The following is a 20813-nucleotide window of genomic DNA, read 5'->3' as shown; positions in this document are numbered from 1 at the left end:
GCCAAACGCCTTGGGCGTTATATGGTCAAGCCTCACGGGCAATTAGTATTGGTTAGCTCAACGCCTCACAGCGCTTCCACACCCAACCTATCAACGTCGTAGTCTTCAACGGCCCTTTAGGGGAATCAAGTTCCCAGTGAGATCTCATCTTGAAGGAGGCTTCCCGCTTAGATGCTTTCAGCGGTTATCCCGTCCGAACGTAGCTACCCGGCAATGCAATTGGCATCACAACCGGTACACCAGAGGTTCGTTCACTCCGGTCCTCTCGTACTAGGAGCAACTCTTCTCAAATCTCAAACGCCCACGGCAGATAGGGACCGAACTGTCTCACGACGTTCTAAACCCAGCTCGCGTACCACTTTAAATGGCGAACAGCCATACCCTTGGGACCGGCTTCAGCCCCAGGATGTGATGAGCCGACATCGAGGTGCCAAACACCGCCGTCGATGTGAACTCTTGGGCGGTATCAGCCTGTTATCCCCGGAGTACCTTTTATCCGTTGAGCGATGGCCCTTCCATACAGAACCACCGGATCACTAGAACCTACTTTCGTACCTGCTCGACGTGTCTGTCTCGCAGTCAAGCACCCTTCTACTCTTGCGCTCATTGCATGATTTCCGACCATGCTGAGGGTACCTTCGTGCTCCTCCGTTACTCTTTGGGAGGAGACCGCCCCAGTCAAACTACCCACCACACAATGTCCCCGATCCCGCTTAGGGAACTGGGTTAGAACCTCAACATTACCAGGCTGGTATTTCAAAGGTGGCTCCACCCTATCTGGCGACAGGGTTTCAAAGCCTCCCAGCTATTCTACACAAGTAATGTCAAAGTCCACTGTGAAGCTGTAGTAAAGGTTCACGGGGTCTTTCCGTCTAGCCGCGGGTAAACTGCATCTTAACAGCTATTTCAATTTCACTGAGTCTCGGGTGGAGACAGTGTGGCCATCGTTACGCCATTCGTGCAGGTCGGAACTTACCCGACAAGGAATTTCGCTACCTTAGGACCGTTATAGTTACGGCCGCCGTTTACCGGGGCTTCGATCAAGAGCTTCGCGCAAGCGCTAACCCCATCAATTAACCTTCCGGCACCGGGCAGGCGTCACACCCTATACGTCCTCTTTCGAGTTTGCAGAGTGCTATGTTTTTAATAAACAGTCGCAGCCACCTGGTATCTTCGACCGGCCTCAGCTTAGGGAGCAAGTCCCATCACCAAAACCGGCGCACCTTCTCCCGAAGTTACGGTGCCATTTTGCCTAGTTCCTTCACCCGAGTTTTCTCATACGCCTTAGTATTCTCTACCTGACCACCTGTGTCGGTTTAGGGTACGGTTAGTCATAACCTGAAGCTTAGAGGATTTTCCTGGAAGCATGGCATCAACTACTTCAGTCCATAAAGGACCTCGTCATCGATTCTCGGTCTTAAAAGAGCCCGGATTTACCTAAGCTCTAAACCTACTATCTTAAACGCGGACAACCAACGCCGCGCTAGCCTAGCCTTCTCCGTCCCCCCATCGCAGTTATGAGCAGTACAGGAATATTAACCTGTTTCCCATCGGATACGCTCTTCAGCCTCTCCTTAGGGGCCGACTCACCCTACCTCGAATAGCGTTGGATAGGAACCCTTGGTCTTCCGGCGGGGAGGGTTTTCACCTCCCTTATCGTTACTCATGTCAGCATTCGCACTTCTGATACCTCCACGGTGCCTTACAGCTTCCGCTTCAACAGCTTACAGAACGCTCCTCTACCATGCACAAAGTGCATCCGTAGCTTCGGTGTTATGCTTAGCCCCGTTATATCTTCCGCGCGGGCCGACTCGACTAGTGAGCTATTACGCTTTCTTTAAAGGGTGGCTGCTTCTAAGCCAACCTCCTAGCTGTCTAAGCCTTCCCACATCGTTTCCCACTTAGCATAAACTTTGGGACCTTAGCTGACGGTCTGGGTTGTTTCCCTTTCCACGACGGACGTTAGCACCCGCCGTGTGTCTCCCGTGATTGAACTCATGGGTATTCGGAGTTTGCATCGGGTTGGTAAGTCGGGATGACCCCCTAGCCGAAACAGTGCTCTACCCCCATGGTTAGACACGAGGCACTACCTAAATAGTTTTCGAGGAGAACCAGCTATCTCCGAGTTTGATTAGCCTTTCACTCCTATCCACAAGTCATCCGCTGGCTTTTCAACGACAGTCGGTTCGGTCCTCCAATGCATGTTACTGCATCTTCAACCTGCCCATGGATAGATCACTCGGTTTCGGGTCTACTCCTAGCGACTGGACGCCCTATTAAGACTCGGTTTCCCTACGGCTCCGCAAATGCTTAACCTTGCCACTAAAAGTAAGTCGCTGACCCATTATACAAAAGGTACGCAGTCACCGTCCGAAAACGGCTCCCACTGCTTGTACGTACACGGTTTCAGGGTCTATTTCACTCCCCTCACAGGGGTTCTTTTCGCCTTTCCCTCACGGTACTGGTTCACTATCGGTCAGTCAGGAGTATTTAGCCTTGGAGGATGGTCCCCCCATATTCAGACAGCGTTTCACGTGTGCCGTCCTACTCGATTTCACTTTAAAAGACCTTTCACATACGGGGCTATCACCCACTATGGCCACACTTTCCAGAGTGTTCTGTTAAATCTAATAAAGCTTAAGGGCTAGTCCCCGTTCGCTCGCCGCTACTTAGGGAATCTCGGTTGATTTCTTTTCCTCTGGGTACTTAGATGTTTCAGTTCCCCAGGTTCGCCTCTAATAACCTATGTATTCAGTTAAAAGATACCTATAAATAGGTGGGTTTCCCCATTCGGAAATGTCCGGATCAAAGGTTGTTTACCACCTCCCCGAACCTTATCGCAGGTTACAACGTCCTTCATCGCCTCTGACTGCCAAGGCATCCACCGTGCACGCTTAGTCACTTGACCATATAACCCGAAGGCGTCTGGAATCACAGTAACTTGTATTGCTAGTAACGATAGATTTCGCCGAATTGGCGCATGCAGTAAAACTACATGTCTTAAATCTAAATCAAATGAATCAAATCCAAATTGTTAAAGAGCGTTTAAAGCAAAAAAGCTTTAAAAGATAATGTCAAAACCGACAATATGTTTTAAAACTCTTCCTTCTCATCCCGAAGGATGATGGTGGAGCTATGCGGGATCGAACCGCAGACCTCCTGCGTGCAAAGCAGGCGCTCTCCCAGCTGAGCTATAGCCCCAAAGAAAACAGTAAGGCTATTATTGGTAGGCCTGAGTGGACTTGAACCACCGACCTCACCCTTATCAGGGGTGCGCTCTAACCAGCTGAGCTACAAGCCTACACCGTTGCTCTTAACTTCTCTGATCAGATAATTCGTGTGAACGCTTGCCGAGAATCGGCTTTCGTTTAAGGAGGTGATCCAGCCCCAGGTTCCCCTAGGGCTACCTTGTTACGACTTCACCCCAGTCATGAACCACACCGTGGTAACCGCCCTCCCGAAGGTTAAGCTAGCTACTTCTGGTGCAATCCACTCCCATGGTGTGACGGGCGGTGTGTACAAGGCCCGGGAACGTATTCACCGCGACATTCTGATTCGCGATTACTAGCGATTCCGACTTCATGGAGTCGAGTTGCAGACTCCAATCCGGACTACGACCGGTTTTCTGAGATTAGCTTACCCTCGCAGGTTCGCGGCCCTCTGTACCGGCCATTGTAGCACGTGTGTAGCCCAACTCGTAAGGGCCATGATGACTTGACGTCGTCCCCACCTTCCTCCGGTTTGTCACCGGCAGTCTCCTTAGAGTTCCCACCCGAAGTGCTGGCAAATAAGGACAAGGGTTGCGCTCGTTACGGGACTTAACCCAACATTTCACAACACGAGCTGACGACAGCCATGCAGCACCTGTCTCAGAGTTCCCGAAGGCACGAAACTATCTCTAGTAACTTCTCTGGATGTCAAGAGTTGGTAAGGTTCTTCGCGTTGCGTCGAATTAAACCACATGCTCCACCGCTTGTGCGGGCCCCCGTCAATTCATTTGAGTTTTAACCTTGCGGCCGTACTCCCCAGGCGGTCTACTTATCGCGTTAGCTGCGCCACTAAAAGATCAAGTCTCCCAACGGCTAGTAGACATCGTTTACGGCGTGGACTACCAGGGTATCTAATCCTGTTTGCTCCCCACGCTTTCGCACCTCAGTGTCAATATCGGTCCAGGTAGTCGCCTTCGCCACTGGTGTTCCTTCCTATATCTACGCATTTCACCGCTACACAGGAAATTCCACTACCCTCTACCGTATTCTAGATTGGCAGTATCAGGTGCAGTTCCAAGGTTGAGCCCTGGGCTTTCACATCTGACTGACCAATCCACCTACGCGCGCTTTACGCCCAGTAATTCCGATTAACGCTCGCACCCTCCGTATTACCGCGGCTGCTGGCACGGAGTTAGCCGGTGCTTCTTCTGCAGTTAACGTCACAGTTGCAAGGTATTAACTTACAACCTTTCCTCACTGCTGAAAGTGCTTTACAACCCTAGGGCCTTCTTCACACACGCGGCATGGCTGCATCAGGCTTGCGCCCATTGTGCAATATTCCCCACTGCTGCCTCCCGTAGGAGTCTGGACCGTGTCTCAGTTCCAGTGTGGCTGATCATCCTCTCAGACCAGCTAGAGATCGTCGCCTTGGTGAGCCATTACCTCACCAACTAGCTAATCTCACGCAGGCTCATCCAATAGTGCAAGGTCCGAAGATCCCCTGCTTTCCCCCGTAGGGCGTATGCGGTATTAGACCAAATTTCTCTGGCTTATCCCCCGCTACTGGGTAGATTCCTACGCGTTACTCACCCGTCCGCCACTCGTCATCAACTAGCAAGCTAGTCATGTTACCGTTCGACTTGCATGTGTTAGGCCTGCCGCCAGCGTTCAATCTGAGCCATGATCAAACTCTTCAGTTTAAATCATTGTTGTTACCAGGAATGTGGTAACGGGCTCTAGTACTAAACAACCGGATAACATTCTTAAGAACGTTAAACCTTTGTAAATCGCTTTAAATGAATTCACTTGGTTGCTTGTCTAGAAAAAGTTTGCTTCTTCTCAACAAGCGCCCACACGAATTATCTGATCAAATTGTTAAAGAGCGTTGCTTTTTTGACTCTCCGCTGACTCAGCGTTTCGTCTCAAGCGAGGCGCATATTCTACTGTGCGCTCATTCAAAGTCAACCGTTTATTTTGCAATTTTGTAAAATTTTTTACTCAGCAACCGGACTTTGAATCCTGCTCCGTAAGCAATCTGAAAAACCAATGTTTTCAATCACTTACTAAGCACCTCGCTTAGCTCAATCAGCCCCGTTTTGGCGGCCTCCCTAAGCAAGGACGGCGAATTCTACAGACATCTGAAAAAGGGTCAACACCCAATCTTAAAAAAAATGAAAAAAGTTGAAAAAAACTTACAAAACGCCGAATTTCGATCAAAGACTGATCAGGAGTGATTATTACGTGTACAACAAACAAGAAAGGCGCCTATATATTTCCTTAAGCGCCTTTCAATTTCGGTGTAATTTATAGCTAATTAAACCATTACACCGGTATATAGTTTAGTGGAATCACTGTTCCCCACAGAATTACTGAGGCAACAATAATACCTACTAGTGTACAGAGACCTACTGTCAGTATAGATGTTGAAAACAGAAAGGCTCTCTCTTCAGGTATTTTCATTATTACTGGTACACCTATATAAAGTAGGTAGACCGTGTAACATACCGCGAATAATCCAACGGTGACATTGAACCACAGTAATGGATAAAGCGCAGACAACCCTGCTAAGAACATTGGAGTCGCCGTGTATGTTGCTAGCGATAGGCAATCATCAAATGATACGTTGCCGCCATAGTTCTTTTCCATCCAATGAATGGCCCATGTTATAAACCCAACTCCAACCCACATTGCAAAGTAAAATGCGATTGCAGCAGGCAAGGCGCTCATAGCATCCAGTTTTACATACTCAGAACCTGCAATGCTCCAACCTATCTGGGTTGTCCCGATGAACATTGAGATTGCTGGTATCGCAGCCAGAATACTAATTTGTTGCATATAAATATGCGACGCGCTGTAGTGCTCTTTTCTTATTTGCCCCCATTCTTCTTTTGGGTGGTACATTATTCCCATCATATGTTGAATAAACATGATGCATCCCCTCGTTTAATTTAGGTGCAGCACCAATCCATTAGCGCTACATCAATTAACTTCTTGTTTCATTACTGAGTTTCTCTCCATTTCCACAGGTTTCAGGAACTTTAAGTCTTAACCATTGCTGTTTTTCATATCATGTAATGATCTACAAGTAATGCTACAAACAACAATATGATGTAATTGATACTGTATTTAAAAAGTAACATGGGTGACTGACTTGGCTCTGTCCACAAGCAAGCAACCCTGTATAAAAATCTAATATTTAGTGCTAAAACCAAAATTAGATAGATCGCTCCACTCATTCCCGTCATAACCGGGAATAACGTCGTTGCCACCATTAACAAGCTATATAGCAGGATCTGCAAACGGGTATACGAAACACCATGGGTAACAGGCAGCATTGGTATACCTGCTTTTGCATAATCTTCTTTACGAGCTATACACAGAGCCCAAAAATGCGGAGGTGTCCAAGCAAAGATAATAAGCACAAGTAGCAACGCGTTAGGTTCTATCGAGCCTGTTACAGCGGTCCAGCCTAATAGTGGTGGAGCTGCACCTGCTATTCCGCCTATTACAATATTCTGCGGTGTCGCTCTTTTCAGCCATACAGTATAGACCACCGCGTAACCCATTAACGCAGCCACTGTTAGCCAGGCCGTCAGCGCATTAACCCAAAAGACCAAGATAGCTATTCCTGAGACACCCAGAATAGCGGCGAATAATAGTGCTTGTAACGGACTTAATTTGCCTTGGGGTAAAGGCCTCCTTTTGGTCCGGGCCATTTTTTCATCAATCTTACGATCCATGATGTGATTGACTGCAGCTGCTGAACCTGCAGCCACGCCAATTCCAACAAGGCCTAAAATGACATTACTGATCGGTGGAATTTCCTCCACTGCCAGAAACATCCCTACAGCAGCAGTTACCAGCATAACGACAACAACCTTGGGCTTACATAAAACTAGATAATCTCGCCAAGAAACCTCGTCTTTACCAATACTTACTAATTCTTGGTTATCCATGATTCACCTCTACAGTCCGTAGCCGTAGCTCATAAATTTTTAATAGAACCAACAATAATCCAACCGCTACTGCATGATGCCCAATGGCTAACAAATCAGGCACTGCATAAATAGCGTTTAATCCACCTAGAAATATCTGGATCGATAACAAAGCTAACAAGCCATATAGCCAACTTCGCATGTATATCTGTCGATGTAATTTAACCACCAGCCAAGTACACACAATTAAAACCACCAGCGCACCGATTCTATGCCCCTGCTGAATTGCCACACGCGCATCTAACGGCAGCAAACCACCTTGGTAATTTGGGCCAATGGTTTCCGTCAGATTAAAACCTCTCGTAAAATCACTACTGGTATTCTCTCCCATGCTACAACTTAGCCAATGACCACAAGCTGGTCCTGCATAGTTTGAGCTGGTCCAACCACCCAACACTATCTGCAGCAACAGAACAGCCAATGTATACTTGATCCACTTACTACATTTAGTCTTTTGCTTTTTCACTCCAGCCATCAATGTATTCACTTTGCTTCTGAGGACATAGACACCTGTTAACGTCAGTACTCCACCTAACAGATGCAAAGTCACTACTGGCGGATAAAGCTTCAAAGTAACTGTCCACATCCCAAATACAGCCTGTACAGTGACTAACAAGAGCAAGCCATAACTTAAATAAACCGGATATGTTTGCACGCGCCTCAACTTATAGGCGCAAAAAGCCAAAGCAGCTATAACCAAGCCTAAAGAGCCCGCTAAATAACGATGGCCCATTTCTAGTGCTGTTTTACCAAGTTCTATTGGTGTATCAGGGTAAATGTCTTGCGCTTCAGTCAACGCTGTTTGGTCAGTAGGCATCACCATATAGCCATAACATCCCGGCCAGTCAGGACAGCTTAGTCCCGCATGATTAATGCGAGTCCACGCCCCTAGAAATACAACGCAGAGCGCAAGCACTATTGCTACATTACTCAACCGCCATATCAGCTTTAACATTGATTCCCCTTTGGTTTAGCCAATCCGGGACATTTTCAACAGCTTGCGTAGATCTTTAAGAATCAGACTCGGCTCATCTGATAATGTATATCGCAGCACCATATTGCCTAAGGGGTCGACTACCCATATTGCCGTTCCTAACTTTCCAAACTCATTTTTATCTAGCGAGGTTGCGCCCAGATCAACTTGTAACAACTTAACCCGATCTTGCTCCTTACCTAATGCTGTATGCAGATTGGTCAGCACCTTCGACCATTGTTCGCAACGCTCAACACAATCAGCTTGCTTAGTTAACAACAATTGCCACTTACGCTGTGTCAGTTCACTCCCAACCAAATTCAGATCATTAATATGCTGATCGGAAAGCAAAGTACCTGAATGAACGCGTTGCTCTGGAATCATCACTCCCGTAAAAAACATAAAAGAAGCCACCAGCATGGGCACCAAGCCAACCGCCCAAACAAGCCAAAAACTAAACCTGCTCATATATGGCCTCCTTTCTTATTTTTAGAGCGCTCCAAATCAATAAACACAACAACGCAAATGCCATAGCGAACCATTGAAATGCATAACCTAAATGTTTCTCGGGCTTCATATTCACTACTGGCCAATTTAGATCCAAGCCAGAAACCAGCGGTTCCGTTAGCCTTATTTCCAATGACTCAATATCTATAACCAACCGAGACGACATTTTTTCCGCATCCAATTGCTGAATGACCTTAGGCCACCGATCCTCTGCTAGATCATCACCTGATAAAGCAAAACCTTTCTCAATAACCCTGACACTGCCGCTAATCGTTTGCTGACCTTCGGGTAAGACGAATTCAGGTATAATCCCTCGATCCAGCGAAGCTAAAGCCCAACCAAGATTCACCAATACACTTCGACCGCTATCCGCAGTAAATAGAGCAACGACTTCATAACCAGCGCGCCCTTTGCGGACACGATTGTCTAAAAGAAAGTACCGTTCTCGATCGAATACTCCCTTCAAGATAACCGCTTTATAACTCCCTCTTGTCATCTCTTGCTCCAACGGCAATTCCTGACTTGGTATTGCTTGTTGCCAGCTATCCAATAGCTCTTGCTTCTGTTCCGCTCTTTCCAACTGCCAGAGTCCCAGTCCGATCAATAATGGCAACAATACAATTCCAGATATCCACAACATCCACTTGAAGGCTGAACTACTCTGAACTTTACTCATAGTTACCTACACCAAGGACAGCTATCAGGTACTGCACATGTCGTTAAAATTGCTTTTACTACTTCTCTTTATTGCCGTTCTAATCAGCTTATTTTCCGGTCTTTACTTCTTAGTAAGAGATCAAGGCCAATCTCATCGAACCGTTAACTCACTTTTCTTTCGGGTCACCTTTAGCGTCATGATCATCGCGGTACTTATTTACGGCTTCTATACCGGTGAGATTGTTCCCCACGGGCTTTAATCGACTACAAGATATAAACAAATAGAAATAAGCCGACCCATACCACATCAACAAAGTGCCAATACCAAGCCACCGCCTCAAAACCAAAATGCTTTTCTGAACTGAAATGCCCTTTGATTACCCGCAACCAAATAATGATCAACATCAGCGTGCCTAAAGTGACATGTAATCCATGAAAACCTGTAAGAATAAAAAAGGTCGCCCCGTATATACCGGCATTAAGCGTTAAACCTAATTCGTTGTAAGCAAGTACATACTCATAAGCTTGAAAATATAGAAACACACTGCCCAGCAAGACAGTCACAGCTAACCAAAACACCACCCTAGAGCGTTGATCCAACTTAAGTGCTTTATGTGCAAGGGTGACGGTAAAACTAGATGCGATCAGTAAAATGGTGTTGAAAAGTGGTATATGCCAAGGGTCTATTACCTCTTTAGGGCCCGGAAAAGCATTTTGATCTGGTGTCACCATTAAAGGCCACTGCGCCTCAAAACCTTCCCACAGCATGTTAGAAACACCTTTGTCACCTTCACCACCCAGCCAAGGCACCGCTAACGTCCTGACATAAAATAAAGTGCCAAAGAATGCAGCAAAGAACATTACCTCAGAGAAGATAAACCAGCTCATCCCCCAGCGGAATGAACGATCCATTTGTGGGCTGTATAAGCCTTCACCACTTTCATGGATAACGTTGCTAAACCAGCCCAACAAAATAAGCCCCATTCCCAATGCACCGGCTAATAGAAGAATTAAACCGGCTCCACCAGCCTCTTCTGCGGTAAAGCTATTGATTAAGCTGCCTGCACCGTAAGCCATAAAGAACAAAGCGATCGATGCTAAAATAGGCCAACGGCTTTGTTCTGGCACATAGTAAGTTTGAGTACTCATAGAGAGTTCCTCCTCGCAGACAAATTCACTTCCGCTTCTGGTGTGATATCAAATAGAGTATATGAGAGTGTTACTGTTTTGATGTGCTTAGGAAGCTCTGGCGCGATAGAAACAACCAGCGGCATCGCCTTTAATTCTTTCGCTTTTAGTGGCTGCCGTTCGAAACAGAAACAATTAATCTTTTGCACATAAGGCGCAGCTTCTGAAGGTGAAACCGAAGGGACTGCTTGCGCAATCATGAAGTTATCGGTCAAATTGCGCGCCTTATAGGCTGTTTGATACATTTCCCCAGGCGACAAGATGATAGAAGTTTTTTCTGGTTTAAATCGCCAAGGCATAGATTCGTTGTTAATAGCCACCAGCTGCAATTTTACCTGCCGACTGTTATCCACAACCAAACTCGGCTCCGCTGCAACCAGATCCACTTTGCCGTTTAGCCCCGTGATATCACAAAACACGTCATATAGAGGTACCAACGCGAAGCCAAACCCAAACATAATCAGGGTTCCACTTAACAGTGATAGCACTGTTTTCTTATGTCGTTGCTCTGCCATAACAACCTCTCAAAAGTGCTGTTATTTCACCTCTGGCGGTGTACTAAAGCTGTGATAAGGCGCAGGGGATGGTAGGGTCCACTCTAAACCGTGAGACCCTTCCCAAACTTCCGCACTGGCCTGCTTACCCTTACGAATACAGCTCACAATGTTATAAAGGAAAATTAGTTGCGATAGCCCGAAGATAAACGCACCTACTGAAGCCACCGCATTGAAATCGGCAAACTGAAGTGCATAGTCAGGTATACGACGTGGCATACCCGCTAAGCCGATAAAATGCATAGGGAAAAAGGTGATATTCACCCCGATAAAACTACACCAGAAATGCACTTTACCCATGGTTTCGTTGTAATAATTGCCGCACCACTTAGGTAACCAATAATAAGCTCCAGCCATAATGGCGAAGACCGCACCGGGCACTAGGACATAGTGGAAATGGGCAACAACAAAGTACGTGTCGTGGTATTGAAAATCGACCGGAGCGATCGCCAACATCAATCCAGAAAAGCCACCGATGGTGAAAAGCACAACAAATGCGAGCGCAAATAGCATCGGCGTTTCGAACGTCATAGAGCCACGAAACATCGTCGCTACCCAGTTAAAGACTTTGACCCCTGTAGGCACGGCAATCAGCATCGTTGTGAACATAAAGAACAATTCACCAGCCAAAGGTAGGCCGACTGTAAACATATGATGCGCCCAAACGATGAAGGATAGAATAGCTATAGAAGCTGTGGCATAAACCATCGAGGTATAACCAAACAGTTTCTTCCTTGCGAAAGTTGGAATGATCTCACTGACAATACCGAAAGCAGGCAAGATCATGATATAAACCTCAGGATGACCAAAGAACCAGAATACATGCTGAAATAACACTGGATCACCACCCCCAGCAGCATCAAAAAAGCTGGTTCCGAAGTGAATATCCATCAACATCATCGTAACTACACCGGCTAACACTGGCATCACTGCAATCAAGAGGAATGCCGTAATCAACCAAGTCCAAACGAAGAGTGGCAACTTCATCATGGTCATACCCGGCGCACGCATATTGAGTATGGTGGCAATGATATTGATCGCCCCCATAATCGAGCTAATCCCCATCATGTGCACAGCGAAGATAAAGAAGGTCACACTAGGGGGTGCATAGGTAGTCGATAACGGCGCATAGAATGTCCAACCAAAATTTGGCGCACCGCCATCCATAAATAGAGTAGACAGCATCATCGCGAAAGCGAAAGGCAGAATCCAAAAACTCCAGTTATTCATTCTTGGTAACGCCATATCTGAAGCACCAACCATGATAGGGATCATCCAGTTGGCTAAGCCAACAAACGCCGGCATGACCGCACCAAAAACCATGATTAAGCCATGCATGGTGGTCATCTGATTAAAGAAGTCTGGCTGTATCAGCTGTAATCCCGGCTGAAATAGCTCAGCTCGAATCAGCAATGCCATGCATCCGCCGGTAAGGAACATTAAAAAGCTAAACCAGAGATAGAGAGTACCAATATCTTTATGATTGGTTGTGAATAACCAACGCCCTATACCGGTAGCCGGACCATGATGATGAGAAGCTGCAACCGTATCCATGCCCCCTCCTACTCTTTCAACTCTGCAATCTGCGCGGGTGTCACTAGATCGCCCACTTTATTACCCCAAGCGTTTCGCTCATAAGTAATTACAGCAGCCAGTTCCACAGCCGACAGTTGATCCCTATACGCCTGCATCGCCGTGCCTTTTTTACCGTTAAGCACAATATCGATATGAGGCCCCGGCTCTCCCAAAGCTATTGGACTATTTTTCAAAGCGGGGAAAACACCTGGAATTCCCTCACCATTGGCTTGGTGGCAGGCTAAACAGTTTTTGTTATAAACCGCTTCACCGGTTTCCATCAGCTCAGCTAGGTTCCAATCCTTTTGCCCTTCAGCTGCTTTTTCTTGATCTGCTTGCCTAACCTCAGCTAGCCAAGCCTCATACTCTTCTGGCGTTTTCACTTCGACAACGATCGGCATAAAACCGTGATCTTTACCGCAAAGCTCTGCACACTGCCCACGATAAACACCGGGTTTATCCACAATGGTCCACGCTTCATTTATAAAACCGGGAATTGCATCTTTCTTTACCGCGAGATCCGGTACCCACCAAGAATGAATTACGTCATTAGCGGTCAGTAAAAAGCGTACTTTTTTACCTGCAGGAATCACCAAAGGGTTATCCACTTCAAGTAAATAATGTTCGCCTTTGGCTTCTTTGTTATTTATCTGCTCTCTCGAAGTAGAGAGGCTTGAGAAGAAATCGATATCTTCAGCTAAATACTGATAGCGCCATTTCCACTGATAACCAGTAATCTGAATATCGACTTCAGATTCTGAGTTATCGTACATTTTGATTAAGGTTGCCGTTGCAGGAACGGCCATGGCAATCAGGATAACGAAGGGAATTAAGGTCCAAGCAATTTCGACAACAAGGCTTTCATGAAAGTTATGCGCTTTTGCTCCTTTGGACTTTCGATGATAGATCACCGACCAGAGCATCACGCCAAAAACAACGACACCAATAGCCACACAGATCCAGAAAATGATCATGTGCAGGTCATAGACCTCTCGACTGATTTCGGTAACACCTCGAGTGAGATTTACCTCCCAATCAGCCTGGAGATTATTAGCAAACAATAACAGTGCAACAAATCCCGATATTGTTTTTATCATAGCAGCCCCCTTTGCTATACACGCAAAAGAGCCTGTCAGAAACCTCTCACTAAGGGCGTTGTACTTCTATTTCAACGTCGGTAGCGACAGGGTTCGGGCAGGCTCTCTTTCCGCCTGGACTCCGTCCTATCATTTCCGACCAATCCGCTTGGTTGTTAACTGCAAGTATAGCAGCGATGAAAATTTTGCAAGGACGTCATAAGTAGTTATAGACGTCAGATCTTATCCACCAACATAAATGCACCACTCATCATCGCGATAATAATGAGCAAAAAGATTACCGTATAAACAAGGGTTTTAAGGGGGCGACAATTACAAGGAAAGGGTTTCATAATAACCTCCTTCTACAAGGGCTATTATGAGGTATAGCAGAAAAACGGCCCCGTAAAGGAGCCGTTTAAAAAATTCTAAAATGCTTCTAGCTGACCCTTAGGCCGCAGGCTTCTGCTTAGTTTTTCGCATAACCCACAATAGAGGTCCAGATACTGCGTAAGCTAGGAATAGAATCCATAAGAATGCTGGTGGGCTGATAGAGATAATACCAACAGCCAAAACAATACCCGCCAAGATCAAGAAAGGAACTTTCTCTTTTAAGCTTACATCTTTGAAGCTGTAATAAAGTACATTGCTCACCATCAATACACCGACCAAAGCAACAAATGCAGCAATCAAATATACATAAGCTGATCCATCTATTTCATACTCGGTCGCTGCCCATACTAAACCGGCGACGGCAGCCGCTGCCGCTGGGCTAGGTAAACCGATAAAGTAACGCTTATCTGTCGAACCAATTTGGGTATTGAAACGAGCGAGTCTTAAAGCCGCTCCTGCGACATAGATAAACGCAGCGAACCAACCCAGTTTGCCAATATCATCCAAGACCCAAGAGAACACCACAAGCGAAGGCGCTACACCAAAGGAAACCATATCCGCTAGTGAATCGTATTCAGCCCCAAATGCACTGGAGGTATTGGTCATACGCGCTACTCGACCATCGAGCCCATCCAATACCATCGAAACAAAGATCGCTATTGCGGCATTTTCAAAGTGCCCATTCATGCTCGCAACAATTGCATAGAACCCAGAAAAAAGCGCACCTGTTGTGAATAAATTAGGCAGTAGGTAGATACCACGGCTACGAGGCTTTACTGGTTCTTGATTATCTTGATTTTGCGGCTCATTCATCGCGATTTTTTATATTCCATAATATAGAGAAACCCCATTCTACTGTGACCAGCGTCAGGATGCCATTTCTAGAGATCTAGATGATCCTGATCTAATAGAATTCTATCCACAAATTTAGTTAGCAACGCATTTGATTGAGGCGTTTCTTGTGCAGTCGCTAGCACCTGATCAAGGTGATCATCTCCATCTGTGTATTTATCTTTGTAAAAGGTCAGTCGCTCAACCAAGATTCGTTTACCAACTTCCGGATGAAATTGAAAAGCCCAGAACGGCTTATCTTTTAACCTAAATGCGTGGATACATTGCTCAGTGTAAGCAAGGGAAGCACAATTTTTCGGCAATGTTTTGGCGTACTGTTTGTGTACAGAAACGGCATAAAAGTTGTCTGGGGTATCACGAAATATTGGATCTTGCCAAACACTGTGATCAAGCGATATAGGTATTGTACCCATCTCAAAATCTTTCTCTCGATGCAAGATCTCACCACCAAGCGCTAATACCGCTAACTGAAAACCAAAGCAGGAGGCAAACACTGGTTTGTCTATTTGCGCGCAACGTAAAATGAGCTGCTGACACTGATCTACAAATGGGTAAATGTCTGGAAAAAGCACATTAGCTTCACTGGCACCACCGACTAGCAAAGCGTCATAATTATCGGCAGCAGTATCTGGAAATGTCGGTGTATCAAAAACATTAAGCACATCAAACTGCTCGATATTAACCCCGCAGTATTCAGCAAAACTCTCTAGCTCTTCCCTGCGAACTTGATCTTCATCTCGGATCTGAAGCAGCAATAACTTCAGTTGGTCCCGACTTTTCACCATGCTTCCCATCCATACCAATACTTTATCTTAGTACTATAAAAACATCGCCTCGATGTCACAACTTGGCCTCTGCCCTATCGCACTGAAGTTTGATCCAATCCACTGTTCTGCGGCATTTCGTCCCTTTTCCTTGAGACCTAAAAGAAATTCCTGCCGGGTATCATATTTGCTGGCTTGTTCCAGACTAGATAACACTTCACCCGATTCAATCAGATGAAAACGTAACGCTTTGAATCGTCGCTCCAAACTACTGGTACTGAAAAACTTATCTTTAGCCTGCTGTCGGGTATAGCTGATCGCTCTCATCTCTCGCAAGAAAGTACTTTGAAAACCCAGCTCAGTAACACGTTGGTTGATCGCATGAGAGGTCGTCGGCAGTTCACGTCCCTGCATAGGCTGAAGCAGAACCATTAGGATATCTTCTTCCTGACAATCAAAGATCAGCGGATACACCGCAGGATTGCCGGAGAAGCCTCCATCCCAGTAGTAACAATCTTCAATTTCAATGGCTTGATGCAACGTAGGTAAACACGCCGAAGCTAAAGCATGCTCCGTGGTCAGCTCATTCTCTCTAAATAGACGAATTTTGCCTGTTGTAACATCGGTAGCAGCGATGAATAACTGTATTGATCCATCATTTCTCAGCATTTCAAAATCGACAATATCATCCAGTAGACCACGCAATGGATTGATATCGAGCGGATTAAGATCGTAAGGGGATAGATAACGCAATAGATTGAGCATAAGCCCTGTCATCGCCGTCATTTGGGAATCTGGCAGCTGCGAACCTATCAACTCCGAAGGAGAGTTAAGAGAGACCCTGTGCCAAAATTGGTCTAATAAATCCTTTGCTCCCGACGCACCATTCAACTGCCAACCATGTGCAAGTAGAATAGCATTCATGGCCCCCGCACTAGTTCCACTGATCGCTTGAGGCTTGATATCCTCTTCAAGTAAACGATCCAAAACGCCCCATGCAAATGCCCCATGAGCACCACCACCCTGTAATGCCAAATTCAATGACTTAGTCATATGCACCTCCCGTTGCTTTTGTGCACCGCACAATAACAACATAGAAAATAACATAGAAATATGACAAAACTGAACAAAAAACAGGCAACCCAACTCCAATCAGGTTAAAAAATGGCATAAAATAAGAGAAACATTCGAAAAAGCGCAATAGTATGGATATCAAACAGCTCAAACAATTCGTTCACTTAGCCGAAACCTTACACTTTGGCCGAGCAAGCGAAGCTTCTTATATCAGTCCTTCAGCTCTTAGTAGAAGCATCAAACAGCTGGAAGAAGAAGTCGGTACAGATCTGTTTGAACGAGATAACCGCAGTGTTGCCCTGACCGCAGAAGGAAAGATCTTCTTAGACTATGCCCGCGATTCCCTAGGTCAGTGGGATATGGTGCGCACTCAACTGATGGAAAGGTCGGGAGAGCTTCAAGGCGAAATCAGTATGTATTGCTCGGTTACCGCCAGTTACAGTTTCCTGTTCGATATCTTGAGTGAGTTCCGTACCGACTACCCCAAAATCGAGATCAAGTTACACACAGGGGATCATGAACACGCTATATCTCGAATACTCTCAGGAGATGAAGACTTTGCTATTAGCGCCAAACCTGACACTTTACCGGCGGGGATTGCGTTTAAGACGATTGCGATCTCGCCACTACTCTTCATAGCGCCAAAACAGGGGCTACAAGGTCAAGACAAGCCACCGGTTCGGCCAGATAGCTCCACACCGATGATCCTATCCGAAGCGGGTTTGGCTCGTAAAAGGGTCGATCGCTGGTTTAAAGATCAAGATATAAAACCGATTATCTACGCGCAGGTATCGGGTAACGAAGCGATTGTGAGCATGGTAAGTCTTGGGTTTGGTATAGGAGTCGTACCTGAGATCGTTCTGCAAAACAGCCCACTAGCAAACAGTGTCGAAGTACTCGACATTACACCTAAACTCAAACCCTATGAAGTTGGGATAGTGACTTTAGAGAAAAAACTTAAGAACCCGTTGATCAATGCCTTCTGGTCACAACTAACTCAAACTAAATAATCACTTTTTAAACGGTAACATCAACATACCACCCAAACGGCAGGAGGTGTTTGGATCATTAAACTCGTTTAATCCGATCTCTACACCTGCTTGGCCTTTAGCGGGCTTCTCAATATAAGTCATACAGATTCGATCCCAACAGGATAACGCAAAGCCATAATTACTATCCGTCTCACTGGGAATTTTTGAATGATGCACTCGATGCATATCAGGGGTAACAAACAGCCAACGAATCACTCTATCTAATAGTTTAGGCAATTGGATATTTGAGTGATTAAACATAGCTGAAGCGTTGAGTAACACTTCGAATAGGATCACAGCAACCACCGCTGGCCCCAGAAGAAAAACCATCAACATTTTAATCAACATCGACAGGACAATTTCAACAGGGTGAAATCTAGCCCCCGTGGTCACATCGATTTCTGGATCCGCATGATGCATGCGGTGGAAACGCCATAGCAAAGGAACTTTATGGAAGAGAACATGCTGTGCATAAATCAGGAAATCCAGCAGCACTATGGCTAGTATGACCTCCAACCAAATAGGCAAATCCAACCATACAAAAAGTCCAAACCCTTTGGCCTGCGCATATCCAGCAACACCAACAGCAGCTACCGGAAACATAACCCTCAGTAACAAACTATTAAGCACAACTAAACTGAGATTCGATCGCCAGCGAAGCCACTTTTCTTGCAGCAAAGGCCGACAAGGTCTGTAAAGCTCCCAGCAGGCCATCACAGTGAACACGCCGAAAAAACAGCTTAAGCGCACTATCGGTTCATTCGCTAACAACCAAGCTGAATAGTTCACTGGGGACTTTCTCTTCCTACATTTACTCTTCTGGCATCAATGCGGCGATTTCTGGTAACACAAATGGACGACCTCTTTCATTTAATGCCGTTCCAATGACTAGCGCTTCAAGCGCTACCTTTTCATCTGACAATCTAACCACCCGTTGGCGAAAACCAAACTTAACTTTACTCACCCGCTCGACGCTTACTTCAACGACAAAGCGATCACCACTGGTTAAGGAGTTTTTATAGTCCATTTCAGAGCGAACAACGACCAGATGAATTTTATCTTCGGTCAACTTAGCAAAGTCGATTCCCTTGTCTAATAGGTACTCATGACGTGCATGCTCCAAATAATTGAAGTAAACGCCATTGTTTACGATGCCTTGCAGGTCACATTCGTAATCACGCACTTTAAATTCCAATCGAAACGACATGCTTTCTTCCTTTCTAATATCAGAGCTCATAGCGGACTAAACGTTCAAAAATATCAATAAATCAGCCAGCCTTCTGAGCTATATCATTTAAATACAGCTATAACTATTACTAAACTATGCAGATAAGACACATTGTACACATCTAATAATTTAGAACCGTTAGTTTTTACTTTTGTATGCGAAGAAGGGTGAACCATGAAAAAAATGCCAGTTACCAACCGAGAGGTGGTACTGCCCGAAGGTCAGCGCATTATTTCGACCACAGACCTCAAAGGACGGATCACTTACGTAAATCAGGTTTTTTGTGATATTTCAGGGTTCACTGAAGAAGAGCTTATAGGCAAAGCCCACAATATTGTTCGTCACCCAGATGTACCACCTGCGGCATTTGATAACCTTTGGACATCTTTAAAAGAAAACCATGCTTGGCGAGGCATTGTTAAAAACCGTTGTAAAAATGGCGATCATTATTGGGTTGATGCCTACGTAACTCCCTTGTACGAAAAAGGCCAAAAGGTTGGCTACCAATCAGTACGTTTTAAGCCAACAGCAGAACAAGTATCTAAAGCCGAAGTTATTTATGCGGTTGCCAATGCCGGCAAAGCAGGAAAAGCGCTCAAACTGAAGTCGGTCAGCAACCAAACGTTCGGCATCTTCGCTTTAATTTCTTTCATTAGCTTAATAGGAGCTTGGTTCGTCGGTGCATCCCTCCCGGTTTTGGGAATTATGGCGCTGACAGAAATACTTTTAGCTGGCTGCCTATTACGTTTAACCTCTCCAATTAATGAGCTAGCAGATCGTGCGCGCAACCGCTTTAGTAATCCACTTATCCAATTGATGTATTGCCCACGACAAGACGAGTTTGGTGAAATCGATCTCGCTTTGCAGATGAATGAAGCCAGAAACACTACGGTTCTTACACGATTGGGCGATGTTAGCCACACGATTGATCAAGCTATTGATGTTACGGATAACGCGATCCGTCAAACCAACGAGGGGATCAGCCAACAAGATAAAGAAAGTGACATGGTCGCTGCGGCTGTTCACCAAATGGCCTGCGCATCACAAGAAATTGCAGCCAACACCAGTGATATGTCGAACGCATCGCAAAATGCACGCTCTACCACTGAGCAAGGCCGAAGTGCGCTCTACAACACCGTTAATCACATTAAAGACCTTTCCAGTGAAGTCGTGGAAGCAACTGAAGCTACTATGGAGCTGAAACAGCATACCGATGCCATTGGTAATGTAGTTACGGTGATTAACGATATTGCTGAACAAACCAACTTACTTGCACTTAACGCTGCAATCGAAGCTGCACGCGCAGGGGAAACAGGTCGAGGCTTTGCCGTTGTAGCTGATGAAGTCCGTACCCTAGCAACCCGAACGCAAAACTCGACACAAGAAATTGAAGCGTCCATTGAAAGCGTTCAGTCTGCTGTGGATAAAACCGTCAGTATCATGGAACAAAGTCGCGATCACGCTAAACAAAGTGTAGATGTCGCTAACGTTGCTGATGAGGCATTCCAAACAGTGCAAAGTTCTATTGATGATATTTCAGATCGTTGCCTGCAAATCGCCAGCAGTTCTGAACAACAGTCCTCCGTTGTAGAAGAGATTCAACAAAATATTGTCGCTATCAGGGACCTTGCCCGCCGTAACAGCGAAGCTTCTGATGAAACCGCTTCCGCTAGCAGTGAACTGCATGAACTGGTAAAACAACTAGATTCAATGGTTACTGCATTTGATCGCTAGGAA

At 45.8% G+C, this 20813-nt stretch carries 17 protein-coding genes, 2 tRNA genes and 2 rRNA genes; 3 read left to right on the top strand and 18 right to left on the bottom strand.

Features of this window, described 5'->3' with window-relative positions; all coding sequences use genetic code 11:
- Positions 1-21: 21 nt before the first annotated feature.
- From ACMXYN_RS01855 to ACMXYN_RS01815, 9 genes are all read right to left on the bottom strand, one after another.
- Positions 22-2908, bottom strand: a 23S ribosomal RNA gene (locus ACMXYN_RS01855).
- Between the two features lie 217 nt (positions 2909-3125).
- Positions 3126-3201: transfer RNA gene (locus ACMXYN_RS01850), tRNA-Ala, on the bottom strand.
- Between the two features lie 23 nt (positions 3202-3224).
- Positions 3225-3301, bottom strand: a tRNA-Ile gene (locus ACMXYN_RS01845).
- Positions 3302-3369: 68 nt separating this feature from the next.
- Positions 3370-4909: ribosomal RNA gene (locus ACMXYN_RS01840) — 16S ribosomal RNA — on the bottom strand.
- The 16S and 23S rRNA genes sit together here with 2 tRNA genes alongside, the layout of an rRNA operon.
- A gap of 622 nt (positions 4910-5531) precedes the next feature.
- Entirely contained in the window at positions 5532-6137 is a 606-nt protein-coding gene (locus ACMXYN_RS01835; protein WP_415890094.1) for a Yip1 family protein, read from the bottom strand.
- 134 nt (positions 6138-6271) lie between these two features.
- Entirely contained in the window at positions 6272-7165 is an 894-nt protein-coding gene (cyoE, locus tag ACMXYN_RS01830) for a heme o synthase (protein ID WP_415893238.1), read from the bottom strand.
- Positions 7158-8159: a COX15/CtaA family protein gene (locus tag ACMXYN_RS01825; protein ID WP_415893237.1), complete on the bottom strand. Its 1002-nt coding sequence runs from the start codon at positions 8157-8159 to the stop codon at positions 7158-7160. The genes cyoE and ACMXYN_RS01825 overlap by 8 nt, the downstream gene beginning before the upstream one ends.
- Before the next feature lie 15 nt (positions 8160-8174).
- Positions 8175-8645 (bottom strand): hypothetical protein, encoded by a 471-nt coding sequence (locus tag ACMXYN_RS01820; protein ID WP_415893235.1) that lies wholly within the window; start codon positions 8643-8645, stop codon positions 8175-8177.
- Entirely contained in the window at positions 8632-9360 is a 729-nt protein-coding gene (locus tag ACMXYN_RS01815) for an SURF1 family protein (RefSeq protein ID WP_415893234.1), read from the bottom strand. Before ACMXYN_RS01815 ends, ACMXYN_RS01820 begins: the two co-directional genes overlap by 14 nt.
- A gap of 37 nt (positions 9361-9397) precedes the next feature.
- On the opposite strand from ACMXYN_RS01815, the gene ACMXYN_RS01810 reads away from it, so the two are divergent.
- Positions 9398-9601, top strand: coding sequence for a twin transmembrane helix small protein (locus ACMXYN_RS01810; protein WP_415886762.1), 204 nt, complete (start codon positions 9398-9400; stop codon positions 9599-9601).
- Between the two features lie 4 nt (positions 9602-9605).
- Here ACMXYN_RS01810 and ACMXYN_RS01805 read toward each other — a convergent pair whose 3' ends face one another.
- The 7 genes from ACMXYN_RS01805 to ACMXYN_RS01775 all read right to left on the bottom strand — a co-directional run bounded on the left by ACMXYN_RS01805 (position 9606) and on the right by ACMXYN_RS01775 (position 16796).
- Complete coding sequence (locus tag ACMXYN_RS01805; RefSeq protein ID WP_415893232.1) at positions 9606-10490, bottom strand: cytochrome c oxidase subunit 3; 885 nt, start codon at positions 10488-10490, stop codon at positions 9606-9608.
- Positions 10487-11044 (bottom strand): cytochrome c oxidase assembly protein, encoded by a 558-nt coding sequence (locus ACMXYN_RS01800; RefSeq protein WP_415893231.1) that lies wholly within the window; start codon positions 11042-11044, stop codon positions 10487-10489. The genes ACMXYN_RS01805 and ACMXYN_RS01800 overlap by 4 nt, the downstream gene beginning before the upstream one ends.
- Before the next feature lie 21 nt (positions 11045-11065).
- The gene (ctaD, locus tag ACMXYN_RS01795; RefSeq protein WP_415893230.1) at positions 11066-12637 is read right to left on the bottom strand and encodes a cytochrome c oxidase subunit I; all 1572 of its coding nucleotides are present in this window, start codon (positions 12635-12637) and stop codon (positions 11066-11068) included.
- Between the two features lie 8 nt (positions 12638-12645).
- Positions 12646-13755, bottom strand: a complete 1110-nt coding sequence (gene coxB / locus ACMXYN_RS01790) for a cytochrome c oxidase subunit II (RefSeq protein ID WP_415893229.1) — start codon at positions 13753-13755, stop codon at positions 12646-12648.
- 429 nt (positions 13756-14184) lie between these two features.
- Entirely contained in the window at positions 14185-14940 is a 756-nt protein-coding gene (gene pssA / locus ACMXYN_RS01785) for a CDP-diacylglycerol--serine O-phosphatidyltransferase (RefSeq protein WP_415893228.1), read from the bottom strand.
- Positions 14941-15008: 68 nt separating this feature from the next.
- Complete coding sequence (locus tag ACMXYN_RS01780; RefSeq protein WP_415893227.1) at positions 15009-15764, bottom strand: type 1 glutamine amidotransferase; 756 nt, start codon at positions 15762-15764, stop codon at positions 15009-15011.
- A 33-nt stretch (positions 15765-15797) separates the two neighbouring features.
- Positions 15798-16796: a patatin-like phospholipase family protein gene (locus ACMXYN_RS01775; protein ID WP_415893226.1), complete on the bottom strand. Its 999-nt coding sequence runs from the start codon at positions 16794-16796 to the stop codon at positions 15798-15800.
- Positions 16797-16948: 152 nt separating this feature from the next.
- Here ACMXYN_RS01775 and ilvY point away from each other — a divergent pair, with 152 nt between their 5' ends.
- Positions 16949-17827 carry an HTH-type transcriptional activator IlvY gene (gene ilvY, locus ACMXYN_RS01770; RefSeq protein ID WP_415893225.1) on the top strand — a complete coding sequence of 293 codons (879 nt, stop codon included), beginning with the start codon at positions 16949-16951 and terminating at the stop codon, positions 17825-17827.
- Here the strand turns inward: ilvY and ACMXYN_RS01765 are convergent, their stop codons facing one another.
- Positions 17828-18451 carry a sterol desaturase family protein gene (locus ACMXYN_RS01765; RefSeq protein WP_415893224.1) on the bottom strand — a complete coding sequence of 208 codons (624 nt, stop codon included), beginning with the start codon at positions 18449-18451 and terminating at the stop codon, positions 17828-17830. It lies immediately after the preceding gene.
- Positions 18452-18659: 208 nt separating this feature from the next.
- Entirely contained in the window at positions 18660-19055 is a 396-nt protein-coding gene (locus tag ACMXYN_RS01760) for an acyl-CoA thioesterase (RefSeq protein ID WP_415890079.1), read from the bottom strand.
- A 195-nt stretch (positions 19056-19250) separates the two neighbouring features.
- Here ACMXYN_RS01760 and ACMXYN_RS01755 point away from each other — a divergent pair, with 195 nt between their 5' ends.
- Positions 19251-20810, top strand: a complete 1560-nt coding sequence (locus ACMXYN_RS01755; protein ID WP_415893222.1) for a methyl-accepting chemotaxis protein — start codon at positions 19251-19253, stop codon at positions 20808-20810.
- The last annotated feature ends 3 nt before the right edge of the window (positions 20811-20813 follow it).

Source organism: Neptuniibacter sp. PT8_73 (assembly GCF_047778045.1).
In the GTDB taxonomy this organism is placed as follows: Bacteria; Pseudomonadota; Gammaproteobacteria; order Pseudomonadales; family Balneatricaceae; genus Neptuniibacter.
Note: the sequence above shows the minus strand (reverse complement) of the source record. Positions and strands in the feature narration are given on the sequence as shown.

Coding starts and splice junctions, on each gene's coding strand:
- ilvY (WP_415893225.1), top strand. CDS start 16,949: ATGGATATCAAACAGCTCAAACAATTCGTTCACTTAGCCGAAACCTTA.
- coxB (WP_415893229.1), bottom strand. CDS start 13,755: ATGATAAAAACAATATCGGGATTTGTTGCACTGTTATTGTTTGCTAAT.
- ACMXYN_RS01755 (WP_415893222.1), top strand. CDS start 19,251: ATGAAAAAAATGCCAGTTACCAACCGAGAGGTGGTACTGCCCGAAGGT.
- ACMXYN_RS01765 (WP_415893224.1), bottom strand. CDS start 18,451: ATGTTTCCGGTAGCTGCTGTTGGTGTTGCTGGATATGCGCAGGCCAAA.
- pssA (WP_415893228.1), bottom strand. CDS start 14,940: ATGAATGAGCCGCAAAATCAAGATAATCAAGAACCAGTAAAGCCTCGT.
- cyoE (WP_415893238.1), bottom strand. CDS start 7,165: ATGGATAACCAAGAATTAGTAAGTATTGGTAAAGACGAGGTTTCTTGG.
- ACMXYN_RS01820 (WP_415893235.1), bottom strand. CDS start 8,645: ATGAGCAGGTTTAGTTTTTGGCTTGTTTGGGCGGTTGGCTTGGTGCCC.
- ACMXYN_RS01805 (WP_415893232.1), bottom strand. CDS start 10,490: ATGAGTACTCAAACTTACTATGTGCCAGAACAAAGCCGTTGGCCTATT.
- ACMXYN_RS01760 (WP_415890079.1), bottom strand. CDS start 19,055: ATGTCGTTTCGATTGGAATTTAAAGTGCGTGATTACGAATGTGACCTG.
- ACMXYN_RS01825 (WP_415893237.1), bottom strand. CDS start 8,159: ATGTTAAAGCTGATATGGCGGTTGAGTAATGTAGCAATAGTGCTTGCG.
- ACMXYN_RS01775 (WP_415893226.1), bottom strand. CDS start 16,796: ATGACTAAGTCATTGAATTTGGCATTACAGGGTGGTGGTGCTCATGGG.
- ACMXYN_RS01810 (WP_415886762.1), top strand. CDS start 9,398: ATGTCGTTAAAATTGCTTTTACTACTTCTCTTTATTGCCGTTCTAATC.
- ACMXYN_RS01835 (WP_415890094.1), bottom strand. CDS start 6,137: ATGTTTATTCAACATATGATGGGAATAATGTACCACCCAAAAGAAGAA.
- ACMXYN_RS01815 (WP_415893234.1), bottom strand. CDS start 9,360: ATGAGTAAAGTTCAGAGTAGTTCAGCCTTCAAGTGGATGTTGTGGATA.
- ctaD (WP_415893230.1), bottom strand. CDS start 12,637: ATGGATACGGTTGCAGCTTCTCATCATCATGGTCCGGCTACCGGTATA.
- ACMXYN_RS01800 (WP_415893231.1), bottom strand. CDS start 11,044: ATGGCAGAGCAACGACATAAGAAAACAGTGCTATCACTGTTAAGTGGA.
- ACMXYN_RS01780 (WP_415893227.1), bottom strand. CDS start 15,764: ATGGTGAAAAGTCGGGACCAACTGAAGTTATTGCTGCTTCAGATCCGA.